We start from the raw sequence: 16,087 nt of genomic DNA, 5'->3' as shown, positions 1-16,087 counted from the left end.
GGCATGATCGGTTCGCGCGCGCCGCGCAAGCGATCCGTGCCGCACGGGCGGAGCGGGGCGAAGGAGAGCCCATGTTACCCGATCTCAGCCTCTCGGATCGATACGGTAACACACCCCAATTCACTGTCATTCGGTAACCTTTTGATAATAATTTGATTTATATCAGGTTTTCGCGTCGGCTTCGAGGCCCCGGAAATTTGGTCGCATGGGCTGTTCCACAGCTCGAACCGCGGCGAACACGGGCGGGCGGAATCATGCCGCTCCATGGGGTCGTTAAAGATGACGGGCGTTCGCGTGGAAGCGCAAGTCCCGACCGGGTCGCAAAAGGAGGGGGTGAATGATCAACGATCGCACGACTCTGCCCGCCATCCTCGACCCCCTGACCGCCGCGCATCGCGCCATCTCGTCGCCGGACCAGAATATTAGCCCTCCCCCTCGGCCCGCCCGCCCGGCGGGCCATTTTGCGTTCAAGGAAAGCCCATGGCCGATAACAGCATGACCCGCCGAAACGACCGCAGCGCGCGGGCCCGCTCGCGGCGGCTTCTTTGCGGCGCGTCGCTTGCGGCGGTCCTCGCCTGCGCGCCCCTGAGCGCGCAGGCCGAGGATCGCTATTGGGACGCCAACGGCACGGGCGTCGGCTCGGGCGGCACCGGCACCTGGAATCTCGGCAATCTCAACTGGAGCCCCAATGGCGATGGCGTCAGCGGGCCGTTCGTCGAACCGTGGGTCAATGGCGACCTCGACGATGCGATCTTCGGCGGCACCGCGGGAACGGTGACGGTCGGCGTGCCTGTCACGGTCGGCAACATTACCTTCAGTTCGGCGGGCTATGTGCTGAGCGGCGGCACGATCACCCTGGGCGGCGCGGATTCGACGATCACGGCGGCGGCGGGAAACAGCCAGATCGATTCGATCCTTGCGGGGGCGAATGGTCTGGTAAAGGCCGGAAACGGCGGGCTGATCCTGAACGGCGTCAATAGTTTTACCGGCGATATCAACATTGCCGCCGGCAGCATTTATGCGGCGAGCGATGCCGCGCTCGGCGCCGCGGGCAACAATATCTTCACCGCCGGCGGCATCAGCACTCGCCTGTCGATCGGCGGCGCCGGCACCGCGCGCACCGTTACGATCGGCGATGGCGGCAACCTGATTCTAGAGGGTTCGGGAGCCGGATCGGCGCTGATCACCGGCAACGGGTCGGTTTCGGTCGCCGCCAGCGGCGTCACGATGAGCAACGACGCCAGCACCTATACGGGGCGCACGGTCTTTTCGGGCTGCAACGGCGTCTGCTCGGTGCGCTTCACCTCGATCGGCGACCTGAACGAGGCCAGTTCACTCGGCGCGCCGGTGACGGTCGAGGACGGGACGATCGTCTTCAACCAGTCCAGCCAGTATAGCGACAGCGTTATCTATCTCGGCAATGGCGACAGCTCGAACCGCAATTGGGACATCAACGGCGGGGGCGCCCAGATCCGGAATCAGGGAACGGGCACGCTTGAGATCACCGGGAATGTCGATATTTCGGTCGGCGGATCGTTCAATGCCGAGACCGCCGACATTCATCTGCTCGGCGTGCTCAGCGGCGGAGCCTATGGCTTCAACGCTCTGGCGGGGCGCACCATCGAACTCGGCGACGCGAACAGCTTCACTGGACAGGCGACGCTCGCGGGTGACATTCGTCTCGGCAAGCTTGCCGACATCGGCAGCGAAAGCTCGCTCGGCGCGGGCACGACGATCGCGCTCGGCAACGGGACGCTTGGCTATACGGGCGCGGGCGATGCCAGCAATCGCGAGTGGCTGATCAACGGCGCCGCCAATATCATCCGCAACGACGGCACGGGCGCGCTCGATCTGTCGGGCGCGCTTGCCTTCAATGCCGCCAATCCCAATCCCGATACGCTGACACTCGGCGGCAGCTTTGCCGGCGAGAATAATTTCTCGGGCACCATTTCCGGCGCGGGTAATCTCATTGGCGATGGCGTCGGCACGTGGGTTTTGGGCGGCAACAACAATTTCGTCGGCACCATCACAGCCAATGCGGGAACGTTGAAGGCGGGCAGTGCCTCGGCCTTTGGAGCCGCGACCCGCTTCATTGTGAATGGCGGCACGCTGGATCTCGGCGGATATGATCTTGTCGCGCCTTCGCTCACCGGCACCGGCGGAACGGTCGCGCTGGGCTCGGCCAACCTCACCGTGGACACCGCCACGGACGATATTTTTTCCGGGATCATCACGGGTACGGGTGGTTTGACCAAGGCCGGCAAGGGTTTTCTGACCCTCCGCGGGGCGAACAGCTACACCGGCGCAACGACGGTCAATGGCGGCCTGCTTGTCCTTGATTTCCTTGGCGGGCCTGCCGCTAACATCATTTCCAGCGCATCGACGCTGAATATGGCCGGCGGCCGCCTGACGGTATTTGGCGACGCGGGCGAGAGCAATATCCAGACCTTCAACGGCCTCAACATCCTTGCCGGCAACAACAGGATCGGTGCGCAGGCGAGTGCTACCGGCAGCGTCACGATCAATTTCGGCGCGATCAACCGCTCGGGCGGCCTGATCGACTTCGCCCTTCCGGTCACGGGCAACTTCACGACCAGCAACACGAGCCTCGGCGGCTGGGCCACGGTCAACGGCACGGATTATGCCAAGGTCGTCGGCGGCAACATCGTCGCCTTCACCGATGCCGATTATACCGATCAGGATGACGCCTCGCTTTGGGCGGACGGTCAGTATATTTCCGACAGCGACGGCGATGCCGAGAGCTTTTTCGAAACCGTGGCAAATGACGTGCAGCTGGCGGGACTGCAATTCACGACCTTTGATCCGACCACAACCGTTACCATCGATCCGGCGGCCACTTTGGGAATCGATGGCACGATTATCGTCGCCACGTCGGTTGGAGGCAACAGCCAGACCATAACGGGAGGCAGCCTGACCGGGGGCTCGGGCGGCAGCACGCTGGGCGTGCAGCAGAACAGTTCCGGGACATTCACCATCGAATCGACGATTGTCGACAATGGGGGAGCCACCAGCTTTGCCAAGGCGGGTAGCGGTACCGTCCGCCTGACCGGCGCAAACAGCTATTCGGGCGGCACGACGCTGAGCGGCGGCCGGCTGGAAGTGACGAGCATTGCGGATGGCGGGGTGAACAGCAGCATCGGGGCGTCGAGCGCCGATGCGGCTAACCTTGTCCTCGAAAGCGGCACGCTTGCCTATATTGGCGGCGCCGATGCGGTGTCGAACCGCGGCCTGACGCTCGTCGATGGCGGCGCCGAACGCACGATCGAGATCGCGACAGGCCGGACGGTCGAATTTTCGGGGCTGGTGACCAGCCCCGACGAGGCGGGCTTCACCAAGGCCGGCGCGGGCATGCTGACGCTCGCCAATGCCGCGAACGACTATGTCGGGGTGACGACCGTCGCGGGCGGAACGCTATCGGTGAACACGCTGGCCGACGGTGGCGTCGCGAGCGGGATCGGCGCGGCGAGCAACGCATCGGAAAATCTCGTGCTGACGACCGGCGGCCAGCTTCGCTATACCGGCGGCACCGTCGCGACCGACCGCGGCTTCACGCTTGCGGGCGGCAATGGCCGGATCGACGTCGCGCAGGCGGGCACGACGCTGACCATCAGCGGCGTCGCGACTGGCGGCGGCTATTTCCTCAAGGACGGCGCCGGTACGCTGGTCCTCAGCGGAACCAACACCATGACCGCCGATACGGTCGTCACCGCCGGCACCTTGCGGGCGGGTTCCGAACGCGCCTTCGGCTTCGGCGGCCGCTATATGACGGTCAACACCGGCGCCACGCTCGACCTCGGCGGCCACGACATCTACGTCGCCGCGATCATCGGCAACGGGCTTGTCGATCTCGGCGGGCAAACGCTGACGACGGCCGGCGGTCCCGGCGTCTTTACCGGGCGCATCACCGGCACCGGCGGCTTCACGCGCGGCGGCGGCAGCTATACGCAGACGATCAGCGGCTGCAACAACGACTATACCGGGGTCACGACGATCAGCAGCGGCCTCGCGATCGATTGCATCGCCAACGGCGGGCAGGCGAGCGCGATCGGTGCATCGTCCTCGGCGTCGTCGAACCTGGTTTTTGCTGGCGGCACGCTGGCTTATACCGGCGCCAGCGCATCGACTGATCGCGGCTTCGCATTGACCGGCAATGGCGCGATCAACGTCGTCGAAACCGACACCGTGCTGGAATTTTCCGGGATTGTCACCGGCGGGGGGCAACTCGCCAAAACCGGCGCCGGGACGTTGCTCCTGTCGGGAACGAACAGTTCGACCGGCACTCTGCGTATCATCAATGGCACGGTTCGCGCCGGATCAGGCACCGCGCTGGGCACCGGCCCCATCAGGCTCGACGACACCGCCGGCGTCCTCCTCGATTTGGGCGGTTACGACAATGACGTCCGCTACCTGATCGGCGGCGGCACGCTGGGCGGCGACATCTCGCTCGGCGGAGCGACACTGGCGATCAGCACGGGCGGCAGCGCTTCTGCAATATATGGCGGCGCGATCTCGGGAAGCGGCGGCCTGGTCATGAACGGCGGCAGCTATCAGGAGCTGTCGGGTTGCGCGAGCAGCTATAGCGGGACGACCGTCATCAACGCTGGCACGCTCGCGGTCGCCTGCCTCGAAGATGGCGGCGCGAACAGCTCGATCGGTGCCTCCTCCTCGGCCGCCGAAAATCTCGTAATCAACGGCGGCCGACTGCGGTATGTCGGCACCGGCGGAAGCACTAACCGGCAGTTCACGCTCGGAGCCTCGACCGCGAGCAGGCTCGAGTCGTGGGGCACCGGCGCGATCGAATTCACCCATGCCGGCCCGCTGACCTTTGCCAGCGCGAATACGGCGCAGACGCTGACGCTGGGCGGCATCAACACCGGGGACAATATCCTCGCGGCGCAGATCACCAACAATGGCACCGGCGTCACCCGCCTGACCAAGACCGATGCCGGCACCTGGATTCTGACCAATCCGGACAGCAACTATACCGGGGTCACGACGATCAGCGGCGGCGTCCTCGGCGTCGACAAGCTGGCCGACGGCGGCCTTGCGAGCAGCATCGGCGCCTCGTCGGCGGCGGCGTCGAACCTGATCATCGGCAACGGCTCGACGCTGCGCTACACGGGCGCGGGCGATACGACCAACCGCCTGTTTACTCTTTCCCTTGGCGTCACCTTCATCGAATCGTCGGGGACGGGCGCGATCGTTTTCACCGATACAGGACCGGTGACGCTGGCGAACAACAACCAGGCGCGCACGATCGCGCTCGGCGGCACCAACACGGGCGACAATACGCTGGCGGGCTCGATCGGCAACGCGGGCACTGGCGTCACGACGCTCGCGAAGAATGACAGCGGCACCTGGGTGCTCACCGGCAACCATAGCTATACCGGGTCGACCAACGTCAACGGCGGCACATTGTTCATCGGCGGCGGCGGCACGACGGGCTCGATCACGAGCGCGCTCGTCAACAATTTCGGCACGCTCGGTTTCAACCGCAGCGACCTGCTTTCCTTCGACGGTCAGATCGTCGGCACCGGATCGGTGCGTCAGGCGGGGACGGGCACGACGGTGCTGACCGGGACCAACCTTTATACCGGCGGCACAGCGATCGAGAACGGCACGCTCCAATTGGGCGACGGCGGTGCGAGCGGCAGCATCGTCGGCGATGTCGCCAACGATGGCGCGTTCGTCTTCAACCGCTCGGATCTCGTCACCTTTGGCGGCCTGATCTCGGGCAGCGGCGCGGTCGAGCAGGTCGGAAGCGGCACCACGGTGCTGACTGGCGTCAACAGCTATGCGGGCGGGACGTCGATTCTCGGCGGCACGTTGCAGGTCTCCGCCGATGCCAATCTCGGCGCCGCCGCGGGCGGCCTGACCTTCTCCGGCGGCACGCTGCGCACGACCGCTTCCTTCGCGAGCGCCCGCGACGCCAGCCTGACGGGCGCGGGCACGATCCTGACCGATGCGGGAACCATCTTCTCGCTCGGCGGCGTCATCTCGGGCGCGGGCGGCCTGACCAAGACCGGCGCGGGCATTCTGACGCTGAGCGGCGACAACAGCTATGCGGGCGCGACCAATGTCAACGCCGGCACGTTGCGCGTCAACGGCGACCAGTCGGCGGCGACGGGTCTTGTCACCGTTGCATCGGGCGCGACGCTGGCGGGCAGCGGGACGATCGGCGGCAGCGTCAATGTGCTGAACGGCGGCATCCTCGCGCCCGGCAACAGTCCCGGCACGCTCAACATCGACGGCGACCTGGCACTCGCGGGCGGATCGGTGCTGAACTTCGAGTTCGGCGAGGCGGGCGTCGCGGGCGGCGCGCTCAACGATCTCGTCAATGTCGGCGGCGACCTGACGCTCGACGGCACGATCAACGTCACCAGCGCCAGCGGCGGTTATTTCGGCGGCGGCATCTACCGCGTGTTCAACTATGCCGGCGCGCTCACCGACAATGGGCTCGAACTGGGCTCGATGCCGGTCGGCAGCGATGTCACGGTCCAGACGTCGGTTGCGGGCCAGGTGAATCTGATCAACAGCGACGGCCTGTCGCTCAGCTTCTGGGACGGCGGAACCGGGCCGAAGTTCAACGATCTGGTCGATGGCGGCGACGGCAACTGGCATCTGGGCGGCGCCGACAACAATTGGACGGGCGCCGACGGCGCGATCAACGCGGCCTATGCCGATGGCACCTTCGCGGTGTTCGCTGGCGCGCCGGGCACGGTCGCGGTCGACAACAGCGACGGCGCGGTCACCGCGACGGGGATGCAGTTCGCGGCGGACGCCTATCGCATCACCGGCGACGACCTGACTCTCATCGGGCCGCAGGCGGTCATCCGCGTCGGGGACGGGACGGGTGCCGGCTATACGGCGACGATCGACGCCAATCTCACCGGCGCTGCGCAACTTGTGAAGACCGACGCGGGCAAGCTGGTGCTGAACGGGTTCAACACCTACTCGGGCGGCACCGCGATCAACGGCGGGACGCTCGAAATCGCCAGCGATCTCAATCTAGGTGATGCCGCGGGCGGCCTCAGCTTCAACGGCGGGACGCTCGCTATCACCGCCACCATGACCACCAATCGCGACATCACGATGGAGGGCGCGGGGCTGATCGCGAACGTCGCGGGGGCGACGGTGACGCTGGGCGGCGATATTACGGGCGCCGGATCGCTTTCCATCGTAACCCCGACCAGCGTGACGCTGACGGGAGACGCGACACATAGCGGCGGCACCACCGTCGGCGGCGCCGGCTCGCTCGTGATCGGCAATGGCGGTACGACCGGCAGCATCGCCGGCGACATCGTCAACAACGCTGCGCTGATCTTCAACCGCAGCGATGCGCTGACCTATGCTGGCGCGGTTTCCGGCACCGGCGCGCTGACCAAGCAGGGTGCGGGCGTGCTGACGCTGACCGGCGACAGCAGCTATACCGGCGCGACCACGATCAGCGCCGGAACCATGCAGTTGCAGGCGGGCGGCGAAATCGTCGGCACCTCGGGGCTGAACGTCAATGGCGGCGGCCGGATGATCGTCGATGGCGCGGGATCGCGGATCGTCACCGGGGCGGGAACGTCCTCGATTGGCACTAGCAGCAACAACACCGGGACACTGATTGTCAGGAACGGCGGCACCGCGGCTTTCGGCCAACTGAATGCAGGGACCGGTCTCAACGCCCAGGGCTTCATCACGGTGACAGGGGCCGGTTCGCTACTGACGCACAGCGGAGCGGGAAGCTTCGGGCAGTTCGGAACGGCAAATATCGCCATCGCCGATGGTGGCCGGATGGAATCGAACGGCACCTCGACGCTGGTGGGCGGACAACCCGCAAGCGGCGTCGCTACGGTCATGGTTACGGGGGCCGGATCCGAATGGGCGGTCGCTAATGCGCTCAACGCGCGACTGGGGACGATCACCGTCGCGGATGGCGGCGTCATCACCGCCGGTTCGTCGACCATCGGTTTCAACGGGCTGATCGGCCCGCGCACTCCGAGTGCGGATCTGATCGTTACTGGCGCGGGATCGCGTTTTGAAACGACCGGCGATCTCGCCATCACCAACGCCGACACCAACAGCGACCGCGGCTCGATCACCATTGCCGACGGCGGTCTGGTCCGGGTCGGCGGCGGCACTCTGGCGATGGGACCGGGCGACGCGACGCTCAACATTGGTGGCGCCAGCGCCGTGCCCGATACCGCGGGCATACTGGATGCCGCGAATATTAGCTTCGCGGCGGCGGCCAACCGGGTCAACTTCAACCATGTCGATACCGATTATGTGTTCGGCACGGCGATGTCGGGCGCGGGCAGCATTTCGCATAATGGCACCGGCATCACGATCCTCACGGCCGACAACGCCTATACCGGCGCTACGAGCATCAACAACGGCACGCTCCTCGTCAACGGCGACCAGTCGGCGGCGACCGGGGCGACGATCGTCGCAGTGGGCGGCACGCTGGGCGGCCGCGGCACGATCGGCGGCAACGTGTTCGTCAGCGGGCGTGTCGGACCCGGCGATCTTGGCGCGGCACCGGGAACGCTGACCATCAATGGCAATCTCGTTCTGGGGTTCGGCAGCAATCTCGACTACAGCTTCGGACAGGCGAATGTCGTTGGCGGCGCGTTCAACGACCTGATCGAGGTCGGTGGCAACCTGACGATCGAAGGTACGCTCAATGTCGCGGAGACGCCAGGCGGCAGCTTCGACCCCGGCGTCTATCGCGTCATCAACTATGGCGGAACGCTGACCGACAACGGGCTGAGTGTCGATCCGGCCTATTTCCTCCAGACCTCGGTCGCGAACCAGGTCAATCTGGTCAACACGACCGGGCTCACCATGCGCTTCTGGGACGGCGCGGCGGGCGGCAAGAACGACGGGGTGATCACCGGCGGTGACGGCCTGTGGCAGAACAGCGGCGGCAACGACAATTGGACCGAATATGACGGTTCGGCCAACGCGCCCTTTACCGACGACGCATTCGCGGTCTTCTCCGGCCTTGGCGGCACGGTGAGCGTCGATGGCTCGCTCGGTGCGATCACCGCATCGGGAATGCAGTTCGCGAGCGACGGCTATCTGATCAGCGGCGATGACGTCGCGCTCGTCGCGCCGGAATCGATCATCCGCGTCGGCGACGGAACCGCGGCGGGCGCGGCCCATACGGCGACGATTGCGACGAACCTGACGGGTGTGGGCGACTTCCTGAAAACCGACCTCGGCACGCTGGTGCTCACCGGCGCGAGCGGCATAGTCGGCGACGTCTATGTGCGCGACGGCGAACTGCGGCTTGCCGATGGTGGCACGCTGACCAGCGCGAACGGATTCGTCGGACCCGATGCCGGCAACGCGGGCGTCGTTACGGTCACCGGCAGCGACGGCGGCGGCAATGCGTCGACCTGGACGGTCGGCGACCTGACCGTCGGTTACGGCGGCACCGGCACGCTGAACATCACCGATGGCGGCCATGTCGTCAGCACCGGCGGTGTCATCGGCCTCGATAGCGGCGGCGTCGGCGAGGTTCTGGTAACCGGCCCGGGCTCGTCATGGGAAAATAGCGGGCGGATCAGCGTCGGCCTGTTCGGCAGCGGAACTCTGCGCATCGAGGATGGCGCCACCGTCTCCAGCAACGACGGGGTCGTCGGCGGCTCGGGGCAGGGCGATATTATCGTCTCGGGCCCGGGCAGCGCGTGGACCAACGCCGCGCAGCTCAATATCGGCAGCTTCGGCGCCGGCACGATGCGCATCGAGGACGGCGCCAGCGTCACCAGTAACCAGGGCTATATCGGCGCCAACGCCGACGGCAGCGTCACCGTGACCGGTGCGGGTTCGAACTGGCTGGTCACCGACTTCAACATGACCGTCGGCAATGTGGGCGCGGGCGCGCTGACGATCGAGGATGGCGGGCGTGTGCGCGCCGAGGGCGGATTCGCGCTCGGCGTCGCGGGCGGGTCGAACGGGACCGTCATCTTGCTCGGCACGCCGGGCAATCGCGGCACGCTCGAAACCGGTCAGATCGGCGCCGGGCTCGGCACGGTGGCTTTCACGATGGACGGCGGCGTGCTGCGCGCGACGCAGGATGCGGCCGACTTCTTCACCGGCTTCGGCGCGCGCGACATCACGCTCGGCGCAAACGGCGGCTTCATCGACACGGACGGCCATGACATCGGCATCTCGCCGTCTTTCGCCGGCGCGGGCGGCCTGACCAAGGAGGGCGCGGGCATCCTGACGCTGACGGGCGCGAGCAGCTATGCCGGCGCGACGCTGGTCAATGCGGGCACCTTGCTGGTCAGCGGCGACCAGTCGGCGGCGACCGGCCTGACAACGGTCTTTTCGGGCGCGACGCTCGGCGGCAACGGGATCATCGGCGGCAATGTCGATGTGCGGGACGGCGCGATCCTCGCGCCCGGCGAAAGCGCCGGCGCGTTGACGATAAACGGCAATCTGTCGCTCGCCGGCGGTTCGATCCTTGCCTATGAATTCGGCCAGGCCAATGTTGTCGGCGGCGCGCTCAACGACCTCGTCGAAGTCGGCGGCGACCTGACCCTCGACGGGACGATCGATGTTTCGACAGCGGCGGGCGGAACATTCGGCCCCGGCATCTACCGCGTGTTCAACTATGGCGGCGCGCTGACCGACAACGGGCTCGATCTCGGCACGATACCCGGCGGCACGACCGGCATTCTGGTCCAGACGGCGGTCGCGGGCCAGGTCAATCTCGTGAACACGCAGGGCCTGACGCTCAGCTTCTGGGACGGCCTGGCCGGGCCCAAGAATAACGACCTGCTCGACGGCGGCGACGGCGTTTGGCGCGTCGGCGGCGGTGCGAACAACTGGACCGATGCGAATGGCGCGATCAACGCCGATTATGCGCAGGACAGCTTCGCGGTCTTCGCCGGTACGGCGGGCACCGTCACGATCGACAATAGCGGCGGCGACGTCCTCGCATCGGGCATGCAGTTCGCGAGCGACGGCTATGTCCTCACGGGCGACGCACTGACGCTTACCGGAGCGCAGGCGACCATTCAGGTCGGCGACAGCAGCACCGCGGGCGCGGACTATACGGCGACGATCGGCGCCGACCTGACCGGGACGGCCATGCTGGTCAAAACCGACGCGGGCACCCTCGTGCTGACCGGGACGAACAGCTATAGCGGCGGAACGACGATCAGCGACGGCACGCTGCAGATCGGCGACCGCGGCTTTACCGGCAGCCTTGTCGGCGACATCGTCAATGACGGAGTGCTGATCGTCGATCGCCTCGATCCCTACACGCTCGACGGCAGGATCTCGGGCAGCGGATCGCTCGTCAGCAACGCCCCCGTCCTGACGCTGACCGGGACGAACAGCTATGCCGGCGGCACCACCGTCAACGACGGCACCATCGCCATTTCGAGCGACGCCAATCTGGGCGATGCGGACGGGACGCTTGCGCTCCGGGGCGGCGTGCTGCGCGCCGATGCGGGCTTCGTCTCCGACCGGACGATCCTGCTCGGCGGCACCAATTCGAACGGCATCGACGTCCAGGGATCCGACGTCACCCTGTCGGGCGTCATCGCCGACGGCGCGGGCAATCTCGCCGGCAATTTCCTCGACAAGCGGGGAAGCGGGACGCTGACGCTGACCGGCACCAACAGCTATTCCAACCGCACCACCATCGTCGGCGGCACGCTGGCGCTGGCGGGTGCGGGTACGATCGGCGCAGGCAATCTGATCGTCGGAGCGGGAACGGTCTTCGACATTTCGCAGACCGACGCGGGCGCGCGCATCATCCAGCTCGGCGGCGCGGCGAGCGGGACGATCGCGCTGGGGTCGAAGACACTGACGCTCGGCTTGTCGAACAGCTTCACCGACTGGGCCGGCGCGATCACCGACGGCGGTATCGGTGGCGGCACCGGCGGCAGCGTGGTCATCGCCGCCGCCAATGGCGCGGTCCGCTATTTCGGCGCGACGAGCTACACTGGCGGCACCACGGTCGCCGCGGGCAGCTTCGAACTCGTCGGCGACGGTGCGCTCTATTCCGGGGGCGCGGTGACGGTGAATGGCGGCGCGCTGTTCAACATCGCGGGCATCACCGCGGCGGGGACGACGATCGGCGATCTGTCGGGCGCGGGCTCGGCCCTGCTCGGCGGCAAGGCGCTGACCTTCGGCACGGCGAACGACACGGTCTTCGCGGGGCCGATCACCGGCAGCGGCGGTGCGTTGGTCAAGCAGGGAACGGGCACCGTCACGCTCGGCGGCGCGAACGGCTATACCGGCACGACCGACGTTCTGGCGGGCACCTTGCTCGTCAACGGCGATCAGTCGGCGGCGACCGGGCTCACCAGCGTCGCTTCGGGCGCGACGCTCGGCGGTTTCGGCACCATCGGCGGTGATGTGACGATCGCCGACGGCGCGACGCTCGCACCGGGCGCGGGCGGACCGGGTGCGCTCACGATCAATGGCGATCTCGCGCTCGCATCGGGCGCGACGCTGGACTTCGAATTCGGGCAGGCAAACAATCCGGGCGGCCCGCTGAACGACGTCGTGAACGTCGGCGGCAATCTCACGCTCGACGGCACGCTCGACGTGACGGTGCCCGCGGGCGGCGCGTTCGACATCGGCCTTTATCGCATCACCAACTATGCGGGATCGCTGACCGACAACGGGCTCGCGCTCGGCACATTGCCGGCGGGCGCCGATGTCGAGGTGCAGACGTCGATCGCGGGCGAAGTCAATCTCGTCAACACGGGATCGGCGACGCTCAACTTCTGGGACGGCGCGGCCGGGCCCAAGTTCGACAATGCGGTGAACGGCGGCGATGGCGTCTGGCAGGCCAGCGTCGGCAATGACAATTGGGCCGACGTGACCGGCGCGGTCAACGCGGGCTATGACGATGGCGCCTTCGCCATCTTCTCGGGCACGGCGGGAAGCGTGACGATCGACAACAGCCTTGGCGCGGTCTCGGCGTCGGGCATGCAGTTCGCGGCGGATGGCTATGCGATCGCCGGCGGCGCGCTGACGCTGGACGGCGCGCAAGCAGTGATCCGCGTCGGCGACGGCACGGCGCCGGGCGCGGCCTATGTCGCGACGATCGAGGCCGAGCTGATCGGCGCGACCGAACTGGTAAAGACCGATGCAGGAACGCTCGTCCTGTCGGGCGCGAACAGCTACGCGGGCGGCACGTCGATCAACGGCGGTACGCTGCAGGTCGGCGGCGACGCCAATCTTGGCGCGGCGGCGGGCGGGCTCCGTTTGGGCGGCGGCACGCTGCAAACGACGGCAAGCTTCACCTCGTCGCGCGGCGTCGAATTGCTCGGTACGGGCGGTTTCCGCACCGATGCGGCAACGACGCTGACGCTGGCGGGCGCGCTTTCGGGGACGGGCAGCTTCACCAAGAGCGGCGCGGGCACGCTGGTCCTGGGCGGTGGCGGCACCTTCGGCGGCGCGACGGTCGCCGCCGGCACGTTGTTCGTGAACGGCACCTATGCCGCGACGACCGGTTCGACGAATGTCCTTGCCGGCGCCACGCTGGGCGGCACCGGAACCATCGGCGGCGACGTCGCGCTCGGCAACGGCGCGATCCTTGCGCCAGGCGCGGGCGCGCCGGGCACGCTGACGATCGGCGGCAATCTGTCGCTGTCGGCGACGTCGCAGCTCGATTTCGAATTCGGCGAGGCGAACGTCGCGGGCGGTGCGCTCAACGACCTCGTCAACGTCGGCGGCGATCTCGTCCTCGACGGCGTGCTCAACGTCGGCGTTCCGGCGGGCGGCGCGTTCGACGTCGGCGTCTATCGCATGTTCAACTATGGCGGCGCGCTCACCGACAATGGCGTGACGCTCGGCACCATGCCTGCCGGCTCCAACGCCCAGGTGCAAACCTCGATCGCCGGGCAGGTCAATCTGGTCAATGCGGAGGGACTGGCGCTCAACTTCTGGGACGGCGCGGCCGGGCCGAAGAATAATGGCGCGATCAACGGCGGCGACGGCGTGTGGCAGAATGGTCTCGGCAACGACAATTGGACGGGCGAAGACGGCGCGGTCAACGCGGCCTATGCGGACGGCGCCTTCGCCATCTTCGGCGGCACCGGCGGAACAGTCACCGTCGACGACAGCCTCGGCACGGTGGCGGTTACGGGCATGCAGTTCGCGGCGGACGGCTATGAGATCGGCGGTGACGGCATAACCCTGGACGACGCGACCGCGACGGTCCGCGTCGGCGATGGCAGCACCGCGGGTGCGGGCTTTACCGCGACGATCAATTCGGTGCTGAGCGGCGCGGCGCAGCTTGTGAAATCGGATGCGGGCACGCTCGTCCTCGGCGGCACGAACAGCTACACCGGCGGCACGCTGATCGCCGGCGGCACGCTCCGTATCGCCAGCGACGCCAATCTCGGCGCGGCGGGCGGCGACGTGACGCTCGACGGCGGCGCGCTCGAGATCAGCGCCGACGTCGCCAGCGCGCGCGACATCATCGTCGCGAGCGAAGGCACGATCGCGACGGCGGCCGATACGCTCTTCACCTATGACGGTCTGTTCTCGGGCGGCGGAGTGCTGACCAAGGCGGGGGCGGGTATCTTGCTCGTGACCGCCGACAACAGCGGCTTTGCGGGCAGCACGGCCGTGACGGCCGGGACGCTGACGGTGCAGGGCAGTCTCGGCGGCGCGGTCGATGTTGCGGCGTCGGGCCGTCTCGATGGGACGGGCCGCGTCGGATCGATCGCGAATGCGGGTATCGTGGCGCCGGGGCGCGACGCGATCGGCTCGCTGACCGTCACCGGCGACTATACCGGCCGCGGCGGCACGCTCGAGATCGAGGCCGCCCTCGGCGGCGATGCGTCGCAGGCCGACCGCCTGATCGTGGGCGGCGCGACGTCGGGCAGCACGCGCGTCACCGTGGTCAATCGCGGCGGGCTCGGTGCCCAGACGATCGAGGGCATCAAGATCATTGATGTCGCCGGCGCTTCGAATGGCAGCTTCACGCTCGATGGCGATTATCTGTTCGACGGCGAGCAAGCGGTGATCGCCGGCGCCTATGGCTACCGGCTCTACAAGAACGGCATCGCGACGCCGCAGGATGGCGACTGGTATCTCCGCTCGGCGCTGCTCGACGGGCCGAACGAGCCGCAGGGGCCCCTCTATCAGCCGGGCGTGCCGCTCTATGAAAATTATGGGCAGGTGCTGCAATCGCTGAACAATCTTCCGACGCTGCAGGAACGCGTCGGCAACCGGCAATGGGCTAGCGCGGCCGACGGCGCGAGCACCGGTATCTGGGGGCGCATGGAAAGCACGCGCGCCCGGCCGCAAGCGCGCGTCTCGACCGCGGACACCGACGCCAATATCGACAGCTGGAAACTGCAGGTCGGCGCCGACCGGACGCTGAGCGCGAGCGGGAACGGAATGCTCGTCGCAGGCATCACCGGCCATTATGGCGAATCCAACGCCTCGGTCCGCTCGATCTTCGGCGACGGCGGCATCGAGGCGAAGGCCTATGGCGCCGGCGCGACGCTGACCTGGTATCACCGCGATGGCTTTTATGCCGACGCGCAGGCCCAGTTCACCTGGTTCGACGGCCGGCTCCGGTCTTCGGTGCTAGGAACGCTAGTCGACGGCAATGACGGCACGGGCAAGGCGTTCAGCCTCGAACTTGGCAAGCGCGCGGTCGTCGGCAACGGCCTCACCGTCACGCCGCAGATCCAGATGAGCTATCAGGACGCCGGTTTCGACAGCTTCACCGATCCGTCGGGCGCGCGGGTCGCATCGAGCAAGGGTGACAGCCTCAAGTCACGCTGGGGCATCTCGCTCGACCATCAAAAGACGTGGCAGACCGACGGCACGACACGGCGCAGCCACCTCTACGGGCTGGTCAACCTGAGCTATGAATGGCTCGACGGAACCGTGGCCGACGTGTCGGGCACCGCGATCCGCAACGCCAGCGACCGGCTGCGGGGCGAGATCGCGCTCGGGGGCAGCCTCAGCCTCAACGACCGGGTGACCATCTACACCCAGGTTTCGGGCAGCTCGCCCTTCCGCGATTTCGGCGACGATTACAGCATCAAGGGGACGGCCGGTGTGAGGGTCGCCTTCTAGGGCCGAA

Annotated in this window: 2 protein-coding genes; both read left to right on the top strand. The window is 67.2% G+C overall.

What is annotated here, in order from left to right; translation table 11 throughout:
• Window positions 1–337 precede the first annotated feature (337 nt).
• The gene (locus QZL87_RS12725) at window positions 338–499 is read left to right on the top strand and encodes a hypothetical protein (protein ID WP_295319941.1); all 162 of its coding nucleotides are present in this window, start codon (window positions 338–340) and stop codon (window positions 497–499) included.
• A complete protein-coding gene (locus QZL87_RS12720) occupies window positions 481–16,080 on the top strand; it encodes an autotransporter-associated beta strand repeat-containing protein (RefSeq protein ID WP_295319939.1) in 15,600 nt (5,199 codons plus the stop codon). The genes QZL87_RS12725 and QZL87_RS12720 overlap by 19 nt, the downstream gene beginning before the upstream one ends.
• Window positions 16,081–16,087 lie beyond the last annotated feature (7 nt).

The organism is uncultured Sphingopyxis sp. (genome assembly GCF_900078365.1).
Taxonomy (GTDB): domain Bacteria; phylum Pseudomonadota; class Alphaproteobacteria; order Sphingomonadales; family Sphingomonadaceae; genus Sphingopyxis.
This window is presented reverse-complemented; position numbering and strand designations above follow the sequence as displayed.